The following is a 21,978-nucleotide window of genomic DNA, read 5'->3' as shown; positions in this document are numbered from 1 at the left end:
TGCGCGACGCCGCCCTCCCCTGCCCCGGCGGCCTTGTGGCCGTCAGTAACGCTTGCCGATCCGCACGCCGATGGTGCGCGGCTGGATCGGAACGGTGTAGGCGCGGGTGCCGCAGACCGCCTCGGCGCAGGCCACCGTGCGGGTGACCTCGCCGCGCTCGTCGAAGGCGTTGAGGATCGACAGCTCGCCCGACCAGCCGTCCTTTTCCACCCCGAACACGACGTCGGCGCTGGTGTAGCCCGGGATCCGGCCGACGATGCCGCGCTCGGTGGTCCGCAGGTCGGTCCAGGCGCCGCTCTGGGTGACCAGCGAGCCCTGCAGGTGGGCGTCGAAGTCGGCCCAGCTCCACTCGTAGCGGGCGGTCAGGTTGGCCTTGAACTTGGGCGTGACCGGCAGCGCCTGGCCCTTGGGCGCCAGCGGGCTCGGGCAGTCCGTCACCGGATTGCCGTCCGGATCGGTGAAGCCGCAGTAGTTCTCGCTCAGCTGGGCGTCGGTGTAGGCGGCCGAACCGGAGATGGTCAGGCCCTCGTTGACCCGCCAGTTGATCTCGGTTTCGACGCCCTTCATCTCGGCCTGGGCGGCGTTACGGATCTCGGTCAGGCCGTTGGGGCCCAGGATCGAGAACTGGAAGTCCTCCCACTGCTCCATGAACACCGCGCCGTTGAAGCGCAGGTTGCCGCCCCAGGTGGTCTTCCAGCCCAGCTCGTAGTTGGTCAGGAAGTCCGACAGATACGGCGGCAGGGTGCCGCGGCGGTTCAGGCCGCCGGGGCGGTAGCCCGTCGACCAGGTGGCGTAGACCATGCGGTCTTCGTCGAACTTCCAGGTCACGTTCAGCTTGTGGGTGTTGCCGTCTTCCTTGACGTTCTTGTCGAAGCTTTCGCACGGGCCGCCCGGCACCACCGGCGTCGGCGAGATACAGGCCGCCTCGCCCGTCGAGCCGCTGTACCAGGACGAGAAGCCGAAGAAGCCCTTCAGGCTGTTGTCGACCTTGAACAGGCGCACCCCGCCGGTGACCGACAGCTTGTCGGTGATGTCGAAGGTCGCCTCGCCGAAGGCGGCGGTGTCGATGTCGACGCGTTCCTGCTTGGTCAGCCACAGGGTGTCGGGCCAGCCGGTGACCGACTCGAAGTCGGCCAGGCCGTCGATCCGGTAGTCCTGCTGAATGTTGTGGTACTGGCGCTGGTAGAAGGCGCCGACGATGAAGCGGAACCGCTTGTCCTGCGCCGAGGCCAGCCGGATTTCGTGGGTCTGCTTGGTGTAGCGGTCCTTGGCCTGGATGTACTGCGACGGGTCGGCCAGCGGCGTGCTGGTGTCGTCGACCCAGTACTGACCGTAGTTGTACAGGTTGTCGTAGAAGAACGAGTAGTCGGAATAGTCGGACTCGGAGTCGACGTTTCGCTTCAGGTACGACCCGGCGTAGGTCACGTCGAAGTCGCTGATCCGGCCCTCGATGGTCATGGCCGCCTGCACCCAGCGGTCGTGCGAGCTGTCGGGCTTGTAGCGGTCCACCTTCAGGTCGCCGACGTCCGGATCGAAGCCGAACACGCCGTTGGTCTTCTGGTCCTGCGCCATCAGCTGCGGCGTGATGGTCCAGTCGTCGTTCAGGTCGATGCGCAGCGCCGCGCGCGCGCCGTAGGTGTCGGCGTCGTTGAAGTCGTCCTTCACCAGGGCGTCGTTGTTGATGGTGTGGTCCGGGATGTCGTCGCCGTCGACGTTCTCGCCCTCGTGGTAGGTGCGCGTGCCCGGCACGTTGTCGATGTAGCCGGCGTCGTGCTCGTACCAGCCGACCAGGCGCACCGCGACGTTGTCGGCCAGCGGCTGGTTGACGAAGCCCTCGGCGACGTAGCCGATGCCGCCGTGCGCCACCGTGTTCACGCCCGCGTCCCAGCCGGCGTCGAAGCCGGCCATGCTGGGCTTGTTGGTGATGATGCGGATGGTGCCGGCCTGGGAGCTCGCGCCGTACAGCGTGCCCTGCGGCCCGGCCAGGCTCTCGACCCGCTCGATGTCGTAGACGTGGATGTCCAGCGGGCCCTGGATGGTCGTGACCGGCTGTTCGTCCAGGTACATGCCGACGCTGGGCATGGAGCCGGAGTGGTTGCCGTCCCCGCCGCTGGCCACGCCGCGCATGTAGATGCTGGTGAAGCCCGGCCCGACCGTCTGGTAGGAGACGCTGGGCAGGAACTTGGCGAAGTCGTTGAAGTCGGCGACCTGCAGCTGCTCCAGCTTCTCCGTGCCCATGGCCTGGATGCTGAACGGCACGTCCTGCAGGCTTTGCGACACCTTCTGGGCCGTCACCACCACCTCGTCGAGGGTGGCGGTCCCGGTGTCCTGGGCGGCGGCGACGCCGACCCCGGTGAGCATGGTCGACGCGAGCAGCGTCGCCGAAAACAGTTGAGCACCCCGCAGTTTAGCGGGCGACAGCCGACGCATACTCATCCCCCCGAACAGCCCCAAGCTGAGCGGTAGTGTCGCGCCGGAGTCCGGGGAACTGTCAAGCTAGAAGAAAAGCGCGATTTCACGAACGTGTCGCCGACGACACGGCCAAGACGTGTCGATACGGCGCGAGTTCTGGAAATCGCCTTTCAATTCATGGAAGCGCCGCTCAGGTCCGCGCCTGCCGGCGCTGCAGCCGCCGCTCCCAGGCGGCCATGATCACCAGCACGGTCGCTGCGCCTGCGGCCAGCAGCACCGGCGTCAGCATCGCCGTCAGCGGGACCAGCGCCGCCAGCATGGCCAGCCCACCCAGCGGCGAGGGCGACCAGTAGCCGAACACCGCCCGCTTGAAGAGCAGCAGGCCCAGCAGATACAGCGCCGGCCCGCCCAGCACGGCGGCGGACGCCGCCGGCTCCAGCCGCCCCAGCGGCTCGTGCAGGGTGAGTTCGTCGGCCACCGCCGCGATGATGACCCCCGCCACGATCGGCAGGTGCACGTAGGTGTAGGCCGACCGGCCGATCCGCCCCGGGTCGTCCGATCCGGCGATGCGCGCGCTGGCGGCCTCGTACACCCCGTCGAAGTACAGCCACCACATGGCCACGCTGCCGACGAAGGCGACCACGAAGGCCGCCGTCGTCTCGGGCGTCCAGACCAACCCCGCGAACGTGGCGCCGGTGGCCAGCACCGACTCGCCCAGCGCGATGATCACGAACAGGCCGCAGCGCTCGGCCAGGTGCCCGCCCTCGATGTTCCAGTCGCCGGTCGACGAACGGCCCAGGCCGGGCGACCAGTAGCCCGCCGACGGGCCCAGGTACTCGATCAGCACGGCCACGGCCCAGAGCGCCAGACGCGCCTCGCCCTCTGCGAAGGCGCCGGCCAGCCAGGCGACGCCTGACGCCACGAACCAGGCCCCGATCCGCTGGAAGCTGCGCGTGAGCGTCGGCTTGCTCGACCCCAGCGCCCACAGCATGAAGGCGGAGCGTCCGACCTGCATGAAGACGTAGGCCGCCGCAAAGGCCAGGCCGCGATCGCCAAACGCCCGCGGCAGCGAGGTCGACAGCACCAGCCCGGCCAGCATCAGCACGAACAGGCCCAGCCGCACCGGGCTGCGTTCCGGATCCAGCCAGTTGGTCAGCCACGAGGTGTAGATCCACACCCACCACACGGCCATCGCCAGCAGGCCGACCTGCAACACGCCCCGCAGGCTCAGGTCCTCCAGCAGGGCGTGGGACAGCTGGGTGATCGCAAACACGAACACCAGGTCGAAGAACAACTCGACGAAGGTGACCGGAGCGTGGGCGTGGCCGCGCCGCTCGCGCAGCAGACCGGCTGGGGGCGCGAGGAAGCTCATGTCCTTAGAACGCGCGACGCGGGGTCTCATCTCCCTCCCCTTTCATGGGAGGGGGCTCGCACGGCGAGCCGGGCGGGGAAGCGTCGCAGCTTCGCCCACCCGGCCCTTGAAAGGAATAATTACAGCCCGAAGCCGCCGTCGATGCGCAGGTTGGCGCCGGTGACGTAGCCGCCCTGGTCGCTGGCCAGGTAGGCGACCAGGCCGGCGATCTCGTCGGCGTGGCCGTAGCGGCCCAGCGCCATGATGCCCCGCAGGGTGTCGGCGAAGTCGCCGGCGGCCGGGTTCATGTCGGTGTCGACCGGGCCGGGCTGGAGGTTGTTGACGGTGATGCCGCGCGGGCCCAGCTCGCGGGCCAGCGCGATAGTCAGGGCGGCCACCGCCCCCTTGCTGGCCGAGTACGCGGTCAGGCCCGGGAACGGGGCGATGTCGGAATTGACGCTGCCGATGTTGATGATGCGCCCGCCGTCCCTCATGTGGCGCTGGGCTTCCTGGCTGGCCACGAACACGCCGCGCACGTTGACCGCCAGGGTGCGGTCGAAGTCGTCCAGGGCCAGCTCGCCGATCGGGCCCAGGGCCAGCACGCCGGCGTTGTTGACCAGTATGTCCAGGGCGCCCAACGCCTCGACCGTGCGGGCGACCGCCGCCTTCACCTGAGCGGGATCGGCGGCGTCGGCCTGGATGGCCAGGGCCTTGCCGCCGTCGGCCTCGATCGCCTTCACCACCGCGTCGGCCTTGTCGGGCGAAGAAGTGTAGGTGATCGCCACCGCCGCGCCGTCGGCCGCCAGCCGCCTGGCGATGGCCGCGCCGATGCCCCGCGAACCGCCGGTGACCAGGGCGACCTTGCGCTTCAAATCCGTCATGTCTGAGCCTATCTTCCGATTTCGGGAACGATTGCTCCCGATCCATGGGGCGGCAGGTGGGAAACCGCCCCGAGGCGTTCAAGAGATATTCGGAACGATCGTTATGAAAAATATCGACCCGACCACCCGCCGCCCGCGCGGCCGCCCGCCCGGCTTCGACCGCGAACTGGCGCTGGATAAGGCGATGCGGCTGTTCTGGGACCGCGGCTACGAGGCCGCCTCCATGGACGAGCTGACCGCCGCCATGGGCATCAGCCCGTCCAGCCTGTACGGCGCGTTCGGCGGCAAGGCCCAGCTCTACGAACAGGCGCTGGACCGCTACGTGGCCGGCCCCGGCGCCTACGTCGAGCCGATCCTGGCGGCCGATCTGCCGACCCGCGACGCGTTCCAGCGGCTGCTGGAAGCGGCCGCCTTCGAGCTGACCCGCGCCGACCAGCCGCGCGGCTGCATGGTCGCCGCCGCCGAGACCCAGTGCTCGCCTTCGGCCGAGGGCGTGCGCGCGGCGGTGGCCGAGCGGCGGCTGCAGGCGATCCGGGCCTATGAGGATCGGCTGCGCCGCGGCGTCGCGGCCGGCGACCTGGCCGGCGGCGTCGACGTCGGCGCGCTGGCCCGCTTCCTGATGACGGTGCAGCAGGGCCTGTCGGTCCAGGCCCGCGACGGCGCCAGCCGCGAGGAGTTGCTGGCGGTCGGGCGCACGGCGATGCGGGCGTGGCCCTCATAGATCTCCCCCTCTGGGGGGAGGAGCCGCCGAAGGCGGCGATGGGGGGCTCGCCCTGGCGCGACGACCGCCGTCTGCGCCACCGGTCTTGCGGCGGAAGACGCGCGCTCCGCTGGAGCCCCCCACGCCGCCCTGACGGGCGGGGGGAGATCTTAGGTTCAGTACGCCGGCGCCTCCGGATACGCCGCCAGCACAGGCCCGAGCGCCGCCTTCAGCGGCTCCAGCCACGGCTCGTACGCCTTCCAGTGTTCGACCGCGTCGGTGAAGATCGGCTGGCGCACCTGTTCGGAGCTGGCGGTGCGCACCGCCCGCTCGGTCTCGTAGAAGCGCAGGCAAGCGTCCTCGAACGGCAGGCCGCAGTAGTCGAGCAGCGCGCGCACCTCAGCTTCCGGATCGGCCACCATGCGCTCGTAGATCACCCGGTGCACGGCGCCCGGCTGGACCTGGTCGAACCAGGCCATCAGCTCGACGTAGTCGGCGTAGTAGCGGCCCAGCTCAGTGAGGTCGTAGGTGAACCCCTGCCCGCGCGCGAAGTGCTGCTTGAAGCCGGAGAAGCAGCAGCCCAGCGGGTGGCGGCGCGCGTCGACGATCTTCGCGTTCGGCAGCATCAGCCGGATCAGGCCGACGTGGGCGAAGTTGTTCGGCATCTTGTCGATGAAGAACGGCCGGCCGGTCTTGCGCTGCACGCGGGTGCGCTCGAGGTACTCTTCGCCGAGGGCGCGCAAGGCGTCGGCGTCGAACTCGGCCAGCGCCTCGGGATAGGTGGAGACCGCGCTCTTGGTCTTCTTGCCGCCGATCCGCTTGGCCATGGAGACCACGTCGGGCAGTTCCATGGTCCCCTCCACCTGCGAGTGGCTGGAGAGGATCTGCTCGATCAGGGTCGAGCCGGCGCGCGGCAGGCCGACGACGAAGATCGGGTCGGGCGCTAAGCACCCCTGCCCCGCCCGCGCGGCGAACACGGCCGGGGTGAAGAAGGCCTTGGACCGGTCGACGTGGGCGCGGTTCTCGTCGGCGTCGTAGTCCAGACCGGCGCGGCGCTGCGCGTTGCCGGCGGCGTAGTGCTCGAACGACGCCCCCGCCTCGCCCGCATCCTCCAGCGCCTTGCCGAGCGCAAAGTGCAGGTGGAAGCGGTCCTCCTCGGACAAGTCGCCGCGGTCCAGCTGAGCGCGCATGGCCGCGACGTCGTCGTCGGAGAAGCGCACGGTCTTCAGGTTGGCCAGGCTCCACCAGGCCTCGCCCAGGCCGGGCAGCAGACGGATGCTTTTCCGGTAGGCGTCGATCGCCTCGGCCTGACGGCCGAGCGTCTTCAGCGCGTGGCCGTAGCTCATCCACGCCTTGGGCTGCTCCGGCCAGCGGGCCAGGACGGCGTCGTAGCAGTCGATGGCCTGCTCGTACTCGCCGATCCGGCCCAGGGCCGCGGCCTTCAGGATCATGTAGCCGGCGTGGCCCGGCTCGCGGGCCAGCAGCACGTCCAGCTCGGCCACCGCCTCGGCGCCCTTGTTCTGGCGGTAGAGGGCCAGCGCATAGTTGTGCCGCGCCATGGAAAAGCCCGGCGCCAACTCCAGGCAGCGGGCCAGCAGCTTCTCGGCGTCCTCATAGCGGCGCAGGCGCCCGGCCACCTCGGCCAGCATGCGCATGGCCGCGACGTCGGTGGGGTGCTGCTTCAGGAAGGCCTTCAGCTGGCGCTCGGCCACGGCCAGGCGGTTTTCGCACAGGGCCTGCGCCGCCTCGACCAGGCGCGGGTCCTTCACCGAGGACGCCAGGTGCCGCGCATAGGCCGCGTCGGCGCCGTCCGTGTCGCCCACAAGCGTCAGCTGGTCGCCCAGGGCGCGCCAGGCGAAGGCGTGGTGGGGATTGTGCCGCACCGCGCGGTGCAGGGCGGCGATCGCCTCGCGGGTCCGTCCGGCGTCGGCCAGGGCCAGCCCGGCCTCGAGCTGGGCCGCCGGCCAGTCGGGCGCGGCCGTGGCCAGCGGGGTCAGCACCGCCAGCGCGCCGGGCACGTCGCGCGCCGCCCGCAGCGCCGTGCCGAGCAGAAGCGTGGCCTGCGGGTGGCCGGGCGCGGCGGCCAGGATCTCGCGCGCCTGCTGCGCCGCCAGCGCCGGCGCGCGTTCCAGCAGGCGGGCCCCGTGGGCCAGCGCCGTCGCCAGCGAGCCTGAAGGCTCGGAAGCCGTACTCGTCACCAAAACCCCCGCCCCCGCGAAGTCACGCACGAATGAGCGGCGCTTCGCGCGCGCCTGTCAATTGTCCGGAACGCCCACGCCCGGCCGCGTGTTCGGCTCGGAACCAGGAAAGGACAAGCCCATGGGACTGCTGGACCAGATCCTCGGCAGTGTGGCCGGCGCGCCGCGCGGCGGGCGGCGTGGCGGCGGCGCGACCGCCTCCCCCGTGGTGAAGGCTCTGATGCTCGCGTTGGCCGCCAAGGCGGCCCAGAGCTACATGCAGAGCCGCCGCTCCGGTGCGGGCGCCCGCCACGAGGAAGGCGGCGGCCTGCCGGGCGGGCTGGGCGGCGTGCTGGCCGGCTTAGGCGGCGCGGGCGCCCTGGGCGCCCTGGTCGACCAGTTCGGCAAGAACGGCCACGGCGACGTGATCGGCTCCTGGATCGGCCGCGGCCAGAACCAGCGCATCGCGCCGCACCAGCTGGCCGAGGCCCTGGGCCCGCACACGGTCGACGAGCTGGAGGTCGAAACCGGCCTCGGCCGCGAGCAGCTGCTGTCCGAGCTCTCCGACGAACTGCCCGACGCGGTCGACAAGCTCACCCCCGAAGGCCGCCTGCCCGACGATCACGAGATCGGGCGGATGCTGAGCTGACGGAAGAGATCTCCCCCCGAGCGGAGCGCTGGGGGGAGCAGGCGGCTGCAAGCCGCCGAGGGGGCTCCAGCTTGACCCGACGGTGGCGGCCGCGCACCTGAGCCGCCGCGTCAAGCTGGAGCCCCCTCCACCGCTTCGCGGTCCCCCTCCCCCACCGCTCGCTGCGCTCGCTCGGGGGAGGATCTAGCCCCGCGTCTCCCCGTCTGCTTGACGGCCAACCGCCGCGCTGGCCACATCCCTGCGCGCCGTAAGAGCGCCGCTAGGGGGAGTCGCACACCATGGATCGTCGGGCCTTTCTGATGTCGGGGGCCGCGCTGGCGGCCGCGACCGCGACGCCGGCGTTCGCGCGAGGTGCGGCGGGCCCGCAAGCGCAGGCGACCGGCCTCTACGACCGCATCGTCGAGCAGATGCTGCGCGACAATCCGGAGACCGCCGGCGGCCTCGGCCTCGACACCGGCGCCCGCGCGGCGCTGAAGTCCCGGCTGGACGACCGCTCGCCCGCCAACCGCCTGCGCCAGCTGAAGCCGCTCGCCGACGCCAAGGCCGCGCTGAAGGGCGTCGACCGCAAGGCGCTCTCCGGCCGCGCCGCCAGCGACTTCGACACCATCGCCTGGATGTCGGACATCTCGGCCGAAATCGCCAAGTACCCGTATGGGGGCGTGGACGCGTACAGCTATCCGGTGCCCTACGTGGTCAGCCAGCTGACCGGGGCCTACCAGAGCGTGCCGGACTTCCTGGACAGCCAGCACACCATCGAGACCCGCGAGGACGCAGAGGCCTACCTGGCCCGCCTGGAAGCCTTCCCCAAGGCGATCGAGCAGGAGACCGAACGCGCCCGCGCCGACGGCGCGGCCGGCGTGGTCCCGCCGGACTTCATCCTGGGCAAGACCCTGAAGCAGCTGGGCTCGCTGCGCGGCCAGTCGGGCGAGAGCGCCGGCCTGGTCGCCTCGCTGGCGCGTCGCACTAAGGAAAAAGGGATCGACGGCGACTGGAGCGCGCGCGCGACGAAGATCGTCGACGGCCCGCTGGCCGCCGCGCTGGACCGCCAGATCGCGCTTCTGAGCTCCTGGCAGGCCAAGGCCGTGCACGACGCCGGCGTCGCCCGCCTGCCGCGCGGCGAGGCCTATTACGCCATGTGCCTGCGCTTCCAGACCTCGACCGGCCTGACCCCGGCCGAAGCGCACAAGCTGGGCCTGTCGCAGGTGGCCGAGATCGTCGCCCAGGCGGACGCCCTGCTGAAGCAGCAAGGCCTGCCCCAAGGGACGGTCGGCGCGCGCCTGACCGCGCTCGGCCAGGATCCGAAGTACCTCTATCCGAACACCGACGACGGCCGCGCCGCCCTGCTGGCCGACCTGAACGTGCAGGTCGACGCCATCCGCAAGCGCCTGCCCGACCTGTTCGCCCATCTGCCGAAGGCCAATGTCGAGGTGCGCCGCGTGCCGCCGGCCATCGAACTGGGCGCGCCGCGCGGCTATTCGCAGTCGTCCAGCGTCGACGGCTCGCGCCCGGGCGCCTACTACATCAACCTGGTCGACACCACGATCTGGCCGAAGTGGGCCCTGCCGACCCTGACCTATCACGAGAGCCTGCCGGGCCATCACCTGCAGGGTGCCCTGGCCCTGGAGGCCGAAGGCACGCCGCTGCTGCACAAGACGCTCGGCTTCAACGCCTACAACGAGGGCTGGGCGCTCTACGCCGAGCAGCTGGCGCTGGAGAGCGGCATGTACGACGGCTTCGAGGTCGGCAAGCTGGGCTTCCTGCAGTCCATGCTCTACCGCGCCGTGCGCATCGTGCTGGACACCGGCATGCACGCCATGGGCTGGAGCCGCGAGAAGGCCATCGCCTACATGGTCGAGACCGTCGGCCTGGCGCCCGGCGCGGCCGAGAGCGAGGTCGAGCGCTACTGCGTCTGGCCGGGCCAGGCCTGCGGCTACAAGATCGGCCACATCGAGATGGTCCGCCTGCGCGAGCAGGCCAAGGCGAAGCTGGGTTCGCGCTTCGACCTGAAGGGCTTCCACGACGCGGTCCTGCTGGGCGGGGCCATGCCGCTCGACGTGCTGGGCCGGGTCGTCGACGACTGGACGGCGACGCGGATGAAGGTCGCGGCTTAAGTTTCAATCCGTCATCCCGGCTCTCCCGCGCCCGCAGGGCGCGGGAGAGCCGGGACCCAGCAAGCGCGGCGCTGGTTGCAACGCGGGTTCGCAGCGTCACGGTCGAGCTTGCTGGGTCCCGGCTCTCCGCTGTGCTGCGCTCCGCTACGGCCGGGATGACGGTCGATGTTGTTCTTCGCGCGCGCCCGCTCTCACCGCGCCTGCGCCGCCCAGGCCATGGCCTCCTCGCGGCGGTCGGGGGCGAAGGTGCGCACCTCGACGTGGGGGATCAGCGGGTCGGCGAAGCGGACCAGCGCCTTCACCCACTGCTTGTCGGTGACCACCGCCTCGCGGGGGAAGCGCTTCAGGTCGCCCAGCTTGGCCAGGCCGTAGCGCAGATCCTTGAAGGCGGCTTCCACCGTCATGTCGTCGAAGCCCATCAGGTCGACGTAGACGCCGAGCTTGTCGTGCGTCTCCAGCCGCTCTTCCAGGTCGGCGACGACGTGGTCGTACTCCTCGCCGGTGATGCGGCCGGACAGGCGGTAGGCCGCGACGTTGTCGGGGGCTGGAAGGATGTCGATCATGGGGGACCTTTCGGGACTCCAACATCCGGGGCGGACCGGCGGTTCGCGCGGCCCGGCCGGCGCCGGCGCGGGTCCATCCGTAAATTTCCCCTGAGACAATCGCCCTGCCGGACCTCCGCCCGGCGGTGCGAAGAAGGCGGCCCACCTTCGCGTGCGCCGGGCGGCTGCGCCCGGTCCGCGAGACTTCAGGAGCCATCGCCATGCCTACCATCACGGGAACCGCCGCGGCCGACGTGCTTGCCGGAACGTCAGGCGACGACACCATCCTCGGCCTGGCCGGGAACGACGAGCTGTACGGCAAGGACGGGGCCGACCACCTCTACGGCGGCCTCGGCGACGACGTGCTCGATGGCGGCGCCGGGGACGACTACATCCGCGGCGACGAGGGGAACGACAAGCTGATCGGCGGCGACGGCGACGACTACCTGCGCGGCGGGGCCGGCAAGGACAGCTTCGACGGCGGGGCCGGGATCGACCGGGTCAGCTTCTTCCACCTGGACGCCACCCAGGGCGTGATCGCCGACCTGCGCACCCAGAAGATCTACAACGACGGCTACGGCAACGCGGAGAAGATGTCCTCGATCGAGGGCCTGGGCGACGGCACCATGTTCGCCGACGAGTTCTACGGCGACGACGGGGCCAACCTGATCCTGGGGGCCCGCGGCGACCACATCGAAGCCTTCAAGGGCGACGACACCTTCCAGCTCGACGACGCGGTCGCGTTCCTCGACGCCGGCGACGGGATCGACACCATCCTGCGCTTCACCCAGATGCGCCTGGTCGACACCAACGCCGACGGCGTCGCTGAGATCGAATTCGGCACGAACGGCGTGCGGGTCAGCCTGGAGGCCAACCGCATTCTCGACGACGGCTGGGGCGGCACGGGCTGGATCTACAACGTCGAGAACCTGGGCGGATCGGCCGGCGACGACCTCTTGATCGGCGACGCCGGCGACAACGTCATCAACGGCTGGGAAGCGAACGACATGCTTCGCGGCGGCGCCGGCAACGACACCCTGGACGGCGGCGACGGCGACGACCAGCTGCGCGGCGGCTCGGGCGAGGACGTGTTCATCGGCGGGGCCGGCTTCGACCGGGTCAGCTTCTACCACCTGGACGCCACCCAGGGCGTGATCGCCGACCTGCGCGACCAGATGGTCTACAACGACGGCTACGGCAACAAGGAGAAGATGGACTCCATCGAGGGCTTGGGCGCCGGCACTATGTTCGACGACCAGTTCTACGGCGATGACGGCGACAACCTGATCCTGGCCGCCTTCAAGGACCACGCGGAAGGCTTCAAGGGCGACGACAGCTTCCAGATCGACGACGCGCCCGACATGGTCGACGGCGGCGACGGCATCGACAGCATCCTGCAGTTCACCCAGATGCGCCTGGTCGACACCGACTTCGACGGCGTGGCCGAGATCGAGTACGGCACGAACGGCGTGTGGGTGGACCTGTCCGCCAACAAGATCGTGGACGACGGCTGGGGCAATTCGGGCAGCCTGAATTCCATCGAGAACCTGGGCGGCTCCTACGGCGACGACGTGCTGATCGGCGACGAGAACGACAACCGCCTGACCGGCTGGGACGGCAAGGACGAAATCTCCGCCGGCAAGGGGAACGACGTGCTGGACGGCGGGGCCGGAGACGACGCCCTCAAAGGCGGCGCCGGCGACGACACCTTCGTGTTCCAGCCCGGGTCCGGCTCGGACGTCATCGGCGACTTCACCGCCGGCGGCACGGAGGACACCCTGGACTTCTCAGCCTTCGCCGGCACGGGCGCGACCTACTCCGTCACCCAGGTCGGTCCGGACGTGGTGTTCGCCTTCTCCAGCGGCGAGACCGTGACGGTCGAAAGCGTGACCCTCGGCTCGATGACCAGCATCGATCCCTGGCACTGGGGCTAGACGGCTTCCTCCGGCAGGGCGGCGGTGACCACCGCGCCGCCGCCCGGCCGGTCTCCGATCGTGAGGGTCCCGTTCAGCTGGCGCGCCTGCAGGCGCATCAGCTTCAGCCCGTGGGAGGAACGGTCGGCGGCCTGGGCCGGCAGGCCCACGCCGTCGTCGGCCACCTCCAGCACCAGCCCCTCCCCTTCCCGCCGCAGCGTCACCTGCACCCGTCCAGCGCGGTCCGGGAAGGCGTGCTTGTAGGCGTTGCAGACCGCCTCGTTCAGCAGCATGCCGAACGGCGCGGCCTGGTCCGGCGCCAGGGTCAGATCGGCCGGGACCACCTCCACGTCGACCGCCACCTGCTCGGTCCGGTACGGCCGGCAGACCTCGTCGACGAACACGCGCGCGCCGATCCGCTCGCCGGCCTCGGCCTGGGTCAAGCTGTCGTAGACCGCCGCCAGCATGCGCAGGCGGTACTGGTTGCGCTCGGCCACCTCGGCGGCGCTCAGGGAGTCGTCGCGGGCGTCCAGCGCGATCAGGCCCGACATGATCTGCAGGTGGTTCTTCACCCGATGCGCCAGCTCGCGGAACAGCGCCTCCTTCTGGTCCGCGGTCTCCCGCAGCTCGTCTTCCAGCTGCTTCTGCTTGGTGATGTCGGTGCAGGACAGGATGGCGCCGATGACCGCGCCGGCCGCGTCGCGGATCGGGGCCGCGTTGCAGACGATCGGTACCCACCGTCCAGCGAAGTCCTGGACGTAGCCGAAGTGGTTGTGCACCACCTCCCCCCGCACCGCCCGGATCAGCGGCCGGTGCTCAAAGCGGATCGGTCGCCGCTCGGCGTCGAACGCCTTGAAGCCGCCGGCGTAGATGTCGAACGGCACGCCTTCCCGCGGCACCGGCGTCAGGCCCAGTAATTGTGAGGCGAACTCGCTGACCCGCAGCACCTTCAGGTCGGAGGCGCGCACGACCGTGGTGATCGAGGGCGTGTAGCTCATCAGCGCGTCCATCAGCGCCCGCGCCTCCGGCACGGCGAGCAGTCGGTCGAGTTCGGAGGGCTCGTCGCTCATGCGGCCCGCGGGAAGATCGTCCGCCAGTCGCGCTTCCTGCTGACCACTGGCCAGCCGCGCATGGCCGCCCAGGCCTTGTCCAGCCGGCTGTGGTCATCCCGGCGTGGGTCGCCGCGACGAGCTCCATTATGGCCTTCTGGTCGGTCGGCAGCAGGGCGGCGAGCGCGAAGGTCGCACGACGGGTCTGACGGGCCATGGCGGCCTCCCCGTCTATGCGCTCCGAAGGCGACCTCGGTCATCTTCTCCATCGCCTGGTCGTCGGCCTCCGCTCGTTTGGATGGAGCACGGAGCACCGCAACACGGAGCAGAACCATCAGGCGGGCCCCTAGGCTGGGGCTGTCGATCACCTAGGGGGCTGGGCGCGGCTCAGGTGGTCCGCACTCTCCCCGCCCTCGGCGGGCGCCGGTGTCGGCCCTAAGCCCGCTCAGGGGGCGCCTGAGCGGGCCTCGGCGGTCAATTCTGGCTGGGGCTGGCCGTCGTCATCTTCTCCATCACCTCGCCGAGGCTGAAGCTGGCCGGCTTCTGCCGCGGCGGGAATTCCTTGAAGCTCTCCAGCCACTGCGCCGCGATCGCCTGAGCGGGCACGATCAGGAAAGCGCGGTCGGCCATCCACTTGCCGTACTCGAAGCTCTCGGTGCCGCGCTCGAACGGGTCGGAGCGCAGGTTGTACATGTTCGGCGCGCGCAGGTTCGCGAACTCACGCTTCCAGACGTCGAGGCCGGTGTGCTCCTGCTCCATGAACGCGACCTTCCACTGGCGCACCCGGATGGCCATCAGGTCGCCGTCGTCGCTCCAGTAGAGGAAGCCCTCGCGCGGGCTTTCCTCCTCCTGCCCCTTGAGGAACGGCAGCAGGTTCTTGCCGTCGAGGTGGACCTTGAACTTGCGCCCGCCCAGCGTGTGGCCGGCCTTCAGCTTGCCGACGATGTCGGTCTCGCCGGCCGCGGCCGCGAAGGTGGGTAGGAAGTCCTCGTGGGCGCAGATGTCGTTGACCACCCGACCGGGCTCGATCACCCCCGGCCAGCGGATCAGGCAGGGCACCCGGAAGCCGCCCTCCCAGTTCGTGGCCTTCTCGCCGCGGAACGGGGTCGAGCCGCCGTCGGGCCAGCTCATCACCTCGGCGCCGTTGTCGGTGGTGTAGACCACCACCGTGTCGTCGGCGCAGCCCAGTTCCTCCAGCAGGCCCAGCAGCTGACCGACATGGCCGTCGTGCTCGACCATGCCGTCCGGATAGACCCCCAGCCCGGTCACGCCCTGGCTCTCCTTCTTCAGGTGCGTGAAGATGTGCATGCGGGTGGAGTTGAAGTAGCAGAACCACGGTCCGCCCTCGGCCTGCTTGCGCGTGATGAAGTCCTTGGCTGCGGCCAGGAACTCCTCGTCGATGGTCTCCATGCGCGTGCGGGTCAGCGGTCCGGTGTTCTCGATGCTCTGGCCGCCCTTGCCGTCGGCCTTGCACTTCAACACGCCGCGCGGGCCGAACTTCTCCTTGAACTTCGGGTCCTTGGGATAGTCCGGGTTCTCCGGCTCTTCTTCGGCGTTGAGGTGGTAGAGGTTCCCGAAGAACTCGTCGAAGCCGTGGACGGTGGGCAGGAACTCGTCGCGGTCGCCCAGGTGGTTCTTGCCGAACTGGCCGGTGGCGTAGCCTTGCGCCTTCAGCACGTCCGCGACGGTCGGGTCCTCCGCCCGAAGGCCCAGGTCCGCGCCCGGCAAGCCGACCTTGGTCAGGCCGGTGCGGATCGGCGACTGACCGGTGATGAAGGCGGCCCGCCCGGCCGTGCAGCTCTGCTGGCCGTACCAGTCGGTGAACATCGCCCCTTCCTTGGCGATGCGGTCGATATTGGGCGTGCGATAGCCCATGACCCCGTGGTTGTAAGCGCTGACGTTGAACCAGCCGATGTCGTCGCCCATGATGAACAAGATGTTCGGCTTGCCGCCCGGCATGGTCGCCTCCGCTCTCGTGAAAGCGGCACCCGAACACGGCGGCCGTCGCGGGCCTATCAGGCGCGCCCTGAGCCCCGTCCCGCCGAACACCTAGGCGGCTGTGCAGATCCCCCGAGCGTAGCGCTGGGGAATCTTCGGATCAGCCGCCGCCCATCCGCTTCAGCATGTCCAGCATCGGCGTGAGCGTGTCCCAGTACGGCCGGGCGCACTCGCCGTGCCACTGGCCGGAGAGGCCGCGCAGGCCGTCTGGGTCCTCCGGGAACACCATGCGGGTGGTCGGCTGGCCCTTCATCACCGGCAGCTTGCACTTGGGGCACCAGGGACCGCGCGGGTCGCCGCCGGGTTCGAGATCGAAGGCCATGGTCCAGCTCGCAGACGCGCGCCGCTCGCGCGCCCCGACAAGCTAGAACCTCGGTCGCCCTTGCGAACCGCGCGGATCGTCGCGGCCTCAGCCGTCCAGCCGGCCCATGATGCGCGCGGCCTTCTCCCAGTAAGGGCGCGAACACAGGTCGTGCCACAGGCCGGAAAAGCCGAGCCAGCCGCTCTGGTCCTCGCGGAACACCAGCCGGGTGGCCGCGTCGTCGTCGGTCACCGGACGCTTGCAGCTGGGGCAGGCGGGGTGGTGCGGCTCGGGGCCGAGATCGAAGGCCATGGCCTCGCTCCCTCTTGTTCTTGCGCGCCCCCCGCCAAGGCCAAGCTAGGCTTCCCCCTGGCGGCGTGAACCGGGCAGATCGTCGCGGCCCTGTCGCGGCGCGGCCGCAGACCGCATTGCCAAGCCGTCCGCAACCGTGATGCTTCGAGCCGAAGCGAGTCGGGGATCTGGGCGTGAGCGGGTTCATCCATCGGCGGGCGCTGCTGGCGTCCGGGGCGGCGGTCGGTCTGGCCGCCGCAGTCGCACGTCCGGCCTGGGCGCAGGCGACCGACCCGCTGGCCGATCTCGACGGCCTGGTCCACGCCTTCATGGCCGAGTTCGGCACGCCCGGCGTGGCCCTGGCGGTGGTGCGGCCGGGCCAGCCCGACCTGACCCGGGGCTGGGGCGTGCGCAAGCTGGGCGCGCCCGAGCCGGTCGGTCCCGACACCCTGTTCGCCGTCGCCTCCAACACCAAGGCCATGACCGCCGCGGCGCTGGCCATCCTGGTCGACGAGGGCAAGCTGGCCTGGGACGAGCCGGTGGTCCGGCGCCTGCCCGACTTCGCCATGTACGATCCGGCCACCACCGCGGCCATGACCGTGCGCGACCTGCTGACCCACCGCAGCGGCCTGCCGCTGGGGGCCGGCGACCTGATGATCTGGCCGACCACCACCCACACCCGCGCCGAGGTGGTGCACGGCCTGCGCTTTCTGGAGCCGGTGCGCGGCTTCCGCACCGGCTACGACTACGACAACGTGCTCTACGTGGCCGCCGGCCAGCTGATCGAGCGCGTGACCGGGACCAGCTGGGAGAGCTTCGTCACCGAGCGCGTGCTCAGGCCCGCCGGCATGGCCCAGGCCGTCCCCGCCCCTTCCCTGGTCCGCACGGCGGACATCTCGGCCCGCCACGCCCGCCTGGGCGGGCCGGTCTACGGCATGGGCGAGATGCGGGTGGTGGAGCGCCAGGAGACCGACTCCTTCGCCCCGGCCGGCGGCGTGCAGGCCGGCGCGCGCGACATGGCCGCCTGGCTGCGCATCCAGCTCAACCGCGGCCTCGGTCCCGACGGCAAGTCGGTGTGGAGCGAGATCCAGTCGGCGGAGATGTGGACGCCGCAGACCCTGATCGGGACCTCGGCCGGCCCCACGTCCGACGAACCGGGCCGTTCGCTGTTCGCGACCTACGCGCTGGGCTGGCAGGTGTTCGACTGGCGCGGCGAGCGGGTCGTGGCCCACGGCGGGGCCATGAACGGCCAGCTGACCGCCACCGCCATGATCCCCGGCCGCGGGGTCGGGATCGCCGTGCTGACCAACGCCGAGGAGGTCGGCGTGCAGAACGGCCTGCGCAACGCCCTGCTGGACCGGATGATGGGTGCGCCGGCCTTCGACTGGGTGGCCTACTATCGCAATCGCGGCCAGACCCGCCGCGCGACGGCGCTGGCCACCCTGAAAGCCACCGACACCGGCAAGCCCGTCGGCGGCCCGACCGCGCCGCTGGCCCGCTACGCCGGCCTGTATCGCGATCCCTGGTACGGCGACCTCGAGATCCGCCGCGACGGCGAGGGCCTGAGGGTCGCCTTCCTGAAGACCCCCGCCTTCCGGGGGCCGCTGGAGCCCTGGGGCCCGGACGCCTTCCGCACCCGCTTCGCCGACCCGACGGTGGAGGACGCCGTCCTGACCTTCGCCGTGAAGCGCGGCCGTCCGGTCGAGGTGACGGCCAAGGCGTTCTCGCCGCTGGCGGACTTCAGCTACGACTTCCAGCACCTGCGTTTCAAACGGGTCGGCGCCTAAGCGCACCCCCGTATATGCCCTAGGGGGTTCACCCGATATCTGCGCGACCCCGATTGGAGGACAATCAGAGGTCCATAGCGAGGACTTTGGGAAAAATGACCCGGCTGAAGAATCCGAAGGCAGGTGTCTGGCTCGCTGCGATTCTGCTCGTGGGCGGTTCGTCTCTCGGCGCGTGCGCATCGACGAAGTACGTGGACGAGCAGATCGCCGCCGTGAACAGTCGCATCGACGGGGTCGACGCCAAGGCGAACGACGCGATCCAACGCGCGGACGCTGCGGGAAGCGCGGCCCAGGCGGCCGCGGGCGAAGCTCGCACGGCCAACCAGCGGCTCGACCAGTTGACCCAGAGGGTCGACGGCCTCGAGCAGCGGGCCATGCAGATGCAGCAGACCAAGAAGCCCCGGAACTGACCTGACGTGAGCGACACGGACGTCCGGGGTTAAGTGCGGCCCCGGCGTCCGCGATCGGCGGCTCGTCCTGCGTTCATTGGAGCGGGCTATGCGCTATCCCCTAAGGACGGCGCTCGCGGCCTGGACCGCGTGCCTCTGCGTCCTTGCGGCCGGGGCGTCCGCGCCTCCGGCCTACGCGGCGGCCAAGAAGGCTGTCGCGGCGAAAGCGGCCGCGCCGACAGCCGAAGATCCGAAGGCGAAAGAAGATCCGAAGGCGAAAGAAGAAGCCGGACGCGCGTGGGCCTTCGCGGCTGCGACCGTGGCCAGTTTCGCCGACTGGGTGGTCGCTTCGGGCGACAACGAGGGCCTCCCCTTCGTCGTCATCGACAAGATCGAGACCGAGGTGTTCGTGTTCGACCCGCAGGGCCGGATGACGGGCCTCGCGCCCGTGCTGATCGGCCTGGCCCACGGCGACGACAGCACGCCGGGCGTGGGCGACCGCGAACTCTCCAACATCCGGCCCGAGGAGCGCACCACCCCGGCCGGCCGGTTCGTGGCCGCCTTCGGGAAGGGCCCCGGCAAGGAAGAAGTCCTCTGGGTGGACTATGAAACGGCCATCTCCATGCACCCGCTACGGCAGGTGACCCTGGTCGATCCGCGGGAGCGCCGCCTGTCCCGGTTGAACTCCCCCACCCCCAAGGACAACCGCATCACCTTCGGCTGCATCAACGTGCCGGACGCCTTCTTCGACGAGGTGATCCGCCCGGCCTTCGCCGGCGCCAAGGGCGTGGTCTACATCCTGCCGGAGACGCGGCCGCTGGACGACGTCTTCCCGATGTTCGAGCGGCGTCCGGAGCTGGTGGCCGAAAAGGCGGCGCCTAAGCCGCCTCCGCGGGAAGCCAACGGCCGAGCGCGGCATAAAGCTGAGCCGGGATGATCGGCTTGCCGACGTGGTCGTCCATGCCGGCCTCCAGGCAGCGGGCGACGGCCTCGGGCAGGACGTTGGCGGTCAGGGCCACGATCGGCAGGCTGGCGAACCGCGGCCCCAGGCCCCGGATGGCGCGGGTGGCGTCCATGCCGTCCATCTCGGGCATGTGCACGTCCATCAGCACCACGGCGTAGGCCTGCGCCTTCACCGCTTCGACCGCCTCGACCCCGTCGCAGGCGGTGTCGACCTCCAGGCCGGCCGCCTCCAGCAGGGCGCGGCCCAGCTCGCGGTTGGCGGCGTTGTCGTCGACCATCAGCACCCGCGCGGCCGACAGGGGCGCGATCGCGGCCGCGACCGGTCGCGCCGTCGCGTCGACCACCGGCAGGTCGACCTCGAACCAGAAGGTCGATCCCTCGCCCGGGCGGGTGTCCACGCCGATCTCGCCGCCCATGATGCCGATCAGCCGCCGCGAGATGGCCAGGCCCAGACCCGTGCCGCCAAACCGGCGCGAGATCGAGCCGTCGGCCTGTACGAAGCGGTCGAACAATTGGTCCAGCTTGTCGGGGGCGACGCCGATGCCGGTGTCGCGCACCGAGACCTTCAGTCGGGCGCGCGCCGGGCCGGCCGGCCGGACCTCGGCGGTAACGGCGACGCCGCCGCGGGCGGTGAACTTCACCGCATTGGCGAGGAAATTCAGCAGCACCTGGCGCAGGCGAGGCCCGTCGCCGACCAGCACCGCGTCGGCCGGTTCGATCCCCGCCTCCAGGCTCAGGCCCTTGGCCTCGGCCTGCTGGGCGACCAGGCCCACGGTCTCGCCGACCAGCGTCGACAGCTGGAACGGCTGCGGGTCCAGCTCGACAGCGCCCGCCTCCAGCCTGGAGAAGTCGAGCACGTCGTTGACCACGCCCAGCAGGGCTTCGGAGGCGACGCGGATGCGCTCGACGTAGCGGCTCTCCCCCTCCCCCAGCCGTTCGGAGCCGGCCAGCAGGCCCGAGAACCCGATGATGCTGGTCAGCGGCGTGCGCAGTTCGTGGCTCATGGTGGCCAGGAAGTCGGACTTGGCGGCGGCCGCCGCCTCGGCCTGTAGCTTGGCCTCCGCCAGCTCGGCGTCCGCCGCCTTGCGGGCGCTGACGTCGCGCACGACGTCGACATAGCCGCTCACCCGGCCGTCGGGGCCGCGCACGGCGGTCGGCTTGGCCTCGATCCAGATCCAGCGTCCGTCGGCGTGACGCAGCCGGCACTCGATCGCCCGGACTGGGGCGGCCGGGTCCAGCAGCGCCAGGAAGGCGCCCCTCACCCGCTCGACGTCGTCGGGATGAACGAGGTCCAGGGTGGCGGTTCCGATCAGCCGCTCGGGCGCGTGCCCGATCAGGGCTGCGGACGACGGCGAGATGAAGGTGGCGCGTCCCGTCACGTCCAGGTGGGTGATCACGTCGGTCGAGTGATCGGCGACCAGGCGATAGCGCCGCTCGCTGCGCTCGGCCTCGGCGCGGGCGCTGGTCAGCGAGCGCTCCAGCCGCCGGCGCTGGGCCATGCTGACGGCCACCGGCAGGGCGCCGGCCACCGTCACCGCCAGATACGCCTGCAGCACCAGCGCCTGTTCGGTCTGGGTCTCGACACGCGCCAGCAGCCCGAAGCCATGCATGGTCGCCGCGCTGCCGACCACGGCGGTCGCCAGCAGGCCCAAGGCCGCGCCCGTCACCCCGCGCTGGAAGGCGATCAGCATCAGCACCACCGGCGCCAGCACGCCCAGCGGGTAGCGCGACTGGCCGAACACCACGGCCAGGGCGAGCGCCAGCAGCACGGCCAGCCCCAGGCTCCCGCGACGCAGCTCCGGTCGCCACAGGCGTCCCATGCGGCGGGGCGACAGCAGCAGGAAGGCCGGCGTCAGCACCAGCATGCCCAGCCCGTCGGTGGCCCACCAGTGCACGAAGCTCGACAGCACCGGCGCGCCCTCCAGCAGGTTCAGCGCGACGGACGCCACGGCCCCGCTCACCATCGGCGCGGCCAGCGCCGCCAGGGCCAGCGCCTTCAGATGACGCAGCCGCGTCAGGTCCAAGGTCGGCCCGCCGATCCGGCGCAGCAGTTCGACGGCGATGGCGACCTCGGCGCAGTTCGCCGTCGCCAGAGTCACGGCGCGCATCGGCGCCAGCTCGACCGCCAGGTTGGCGAGCAGATTGGCCGTCCAGGCCGACACCATCAGCAGGTCGGTCCGCCGCGCCGGGTTGCGCAGCACCAGGGCCAGCATGGCGGCGTTGGCCGGCCACAGCGCGGCCAGCCGGTCGGCTTCGGTGGTGAAGGCCAGGCTCCCCACCACGCAGCCGAACACGACAAGCGCGCAGGCCGCAGCCGCCCGGAAATCCGCCCACGCCCTCAAAGACTTGTTGTTCGCGATCGCGCTCGCCCCGCCCACTCGGCCGCGTGCTCCCCGGAGAAGCCGGCTTCCCTACAGGTCGACGGCTATCGAGTGGTTAAGCAGGCCCCTGCCGCAACTCTACG

Annotated in this window: 17 protein-coding genes; 7 read left to right on the top strand and 10 right to left on the bottom strand. The window is 70.7% G+C overall.

Annotated elements, in window-relative coordinates; genetic code table 11:
• Positions 1 to 42: 42 nt before the first annotated feature.
• From H8B08_RS05670 to H8B08_RS05660, 3 genes are all read right to left on the bottom strand, one after another.
• Positions 43 to 2,361: a TonB-dependent receptor gene (locus tag H8B08_RS05670; protein WP_255500692.1), complete on the bottom strand. Its 2,319-nt coding sequence runs from the start codon at positions 2,359 to 2,361 to the stop codon at positions 43 to 45.
• A gap of 241 nt (positions 2,362 to 2,602) precedes the next feature.
• Positions 2,603 to 3,814, bottom strand: coding sequence for a low temperature requirement protein A (locus tag H8B08_RS05665; RefSeq protein ID WP_255500691.1), 1,212 nt, complete (start codon positions 3,812 to 3,814; stop codon positions 2,603 to 2,605).
• 89 nt (positions 3,815 to 3,903) lie between these two features.
• Positions 3,904 to 4,644, bottom strand: coding sequence for a 3-oxoacyl-ACP reductase family protein (locus H8B08_RS05660; RefSeq protein WP_187449232.1), 741 nt, complete (start codon positions 4,642 to 4,644; stop codon positions 3,904 to 3,906).
• A 103-nt stretch (positions 4,645 to 4,747) separates the two neighbouring features.
• On the opposite strand from H8B08_RS05660, the gene H8B08_RS05655 reads away from it, so the two are divergent.
• Entirely contained in the window at positions 4,748 to 5,365 is a 618-nt protein-coding gene (locus H8B08_RS05655; protein ID WP_187449231.1) for a TetR/AcrR family transcriptional regulator, read from the top strand.
• A 155-nt stretch (positions 5,366 to 5,520) separates the two neighbouring features.
• On the opposite strand, the gene H8B08_RS05650 is transcribed toward H8B08_RS05655, so the two are convergent.
• Positions 5,521 to 7,542 (bottom strand): tetratricopeptide repeat-containing sulfotransferase family protein, encoded by a 2,022-nt coding sequence (locus H8B08_RS05650; RefSeq protein ID WP_187449230.1) that lies wholly within the window; start codon positions 7,540 to 7,542, stop codon positions 5,521 to 5,523.
• 121 nt (positions 7,543 to 7,663) lie between these two features.
• Here H8B08_RS05650 and H8B08_RS05645 point away from each other — a divergent pair, with 121 nt between their 5' ends.
• Both H8B08_RS05645 and H8B08_RS05640 read left to right on the top strand, forming a co-directional pair.
• A complete protein-coding gene (locus tag H8B08_RS05645) occupies positions 7,664 to 8,170 on the top strand; it encodes a YidB family protein (protein ID WP_187449229.1) in 507 nt (168 codons plus the stop codon).
• A gap of 278 nt (positions 8,171 to 8,448) precedes the next feature.
• Positions 8,449 to 10,281, top strand: a complete 1,833-nt coding sequence (locus H8B08_RS05640; RefSeq protein WP_187449228.1) for a DUF885 family protein — start codon at positions 8,449 to 8,451, stop codon at positions 10,279 to 10,281.
• A gap of 191 nt (positions 10,282 to 10,472) precedes the next feature.
• Here H8B08_RS05640 and H8B08_RS05635 read toward each other — a convergent pair whose 3' ends face one another.
• Positions 10,473 to 10,844, bottom strand: coding sequence for an STAS/SEC14 domain-containing protein (locus H8B08_RS05635; RefSeq protein ID WP_187449227.1), 372 nt, complete (start codon positions 10,842 to 10,844; stop codon positions 10,473 to 10,475).
• A 200-nt stretch (positions 10,845 to 11,044) separates the two neighbouring features.
• Here H8B08_RS05635 and H8B08_RS19445 point away from each other — a divergent pair, with 200 nt between their 5' ends.
• Positions 11,045 to 12,757: a calcium-binding protein gene (locus H8B08_RS19445; RefSeq protein WP_187449226.1), complete on the top strand. Its 1,713-nt coding sequence runs from the start codon at positions 11,045 to 11,047 to the stop codon at positions 12,755 to 12,757.
• On the opposite strand, the gene H8B08_RS05625 is transcribed toward H8B08_RS19445, so the two are convergent.
• The 4 genes from H8B08_RS05625 to H8B08_RS05610 form a co-directional block, all read right to left on the bottom strand.
• Positions 12,754 to 13,806 (bottom strand): sensor histidine kinase, encoded by a 1,053-nt coding sequence (locus H8B08_RS05625; RefSeq protein ID WP_187449225.1) that lies wholly within the window; start codon positions 13,804 to 13,806, stop codon positions 12,754 to 12,756. The two genes, H8B08_RS19445 and H8B08_RS05625, sit on opposite strands and share 4 nt — an antisense overlap.
• Positions 13,807 to 14,259: 453 nt before the next feature.
• Entirely contained in the window at positions 14,260 to 15,744 is a 1,485-nt protein-coding gene (locus tag H8B08_RS05620; RefSeq protein ID WP_187449224.1) for an arylsulfatase, read from the bottom strand.
• 139 nt (positions 15,745 to 15,883) lie between these two features.
• Positions 15,884 to 16,105, bottom strand: coding sequence for a hypothetical protein (locus H8B08_RS05615; RefSeq protein ID WP_187449223.1), 222 nt, complete (start codon positions 16,103 to 16,105; stop codon positions 15,884 to 15,886).
• 87 nt (positions 16,106 to 16,192) lie between these two features.
• The gene (locus tag H8B08_RS05610) at positions 16,193 to 16,396 is read right to left on the bottom strand and encodes a hypothetical protein (protein ID WP_187449222.1); all 204 of its coding nucleotides are present in this window, start codon (positions 16,394 to 16,396) and stop codon (positions 16,193 to 16,195) included.
• Between the two features lie 173 nt (positions 16,397 to 16,569).
• Between H8B08_RS05610 and H8B08_RS05605 the strand changes: the two genes are divergently transcribed.
• From H8B08_RS05605 to H8B08_RS05595, 3 genes are all read left to right on the top strand, one after another.
• Positions 16,570 to 18,162: a serine hydrolase gene (locus tag H8B08_RS05605; RefSeq protein WP_187449221.1), complete on the top strand. Its 1,593-nt coding sequence runs from the start codon at positions 16,570 to 16,572 to the stop codon at positions 18,160 to 18,162.
• 95 nt (positions 18,163 to 18,257) lie between these two features.
• Positions 18,258 to 18,572 carry a hypothetical protein gene (locus H8B08_RS05600; protein WP_222934335.1) on the top strand — a complete coding sequence of 105 codons (315 nt, stop codon included), beginning with the start codon at positions 18,258 to 18,260 and terminating at the stop codon, positions 18,570 to 18,572.
• Positions 18,573 to 18,660: 88 nt separating this feature from the next.
• Positions 18,661 to 19,488 (top strand): hypothetical protein, encoded by an 828-nt coding sequence (locus tag H8B08_RS05595; protein ID WP_187449220.1) that lies wholly within the window; start codon positions 18,661 to 18,663, stop codon positions 19,486 to 19,488.
• Here H8B08_RS05595 and H8B08_RS05590 read toward each other — a convergent pair.
• Entirely contained in the window at positions 19,430 to 21,892 is a 2,463-nt protein-coding gene (locus H8B08_RS05590) for an ATP-binding protein (protein ID WP_187449219.1), read from the bottom strand. The two genes, H8B08_RS05595 and H8B08_RS05590, sit on opposite strands and share 59 nt — an antisense overlap.
• Positions 21,893 to 21,978 lie beyond the last annotated feature (86 nt).

The sequence above is a fragment of the Caulobacter sp. 17J80-11 genome (assembly GCF_014349105.1).
In the GTDB taxonomy this organism is placed as follows: Bacteria; Pseudomonadota; Alphaproteobacteria; order Caulobacterales; family Caulobacteraceae; genus 17J80-11.
This window is presented reverse-complemented; position numbering and strand designations above follow the sequence as displayed.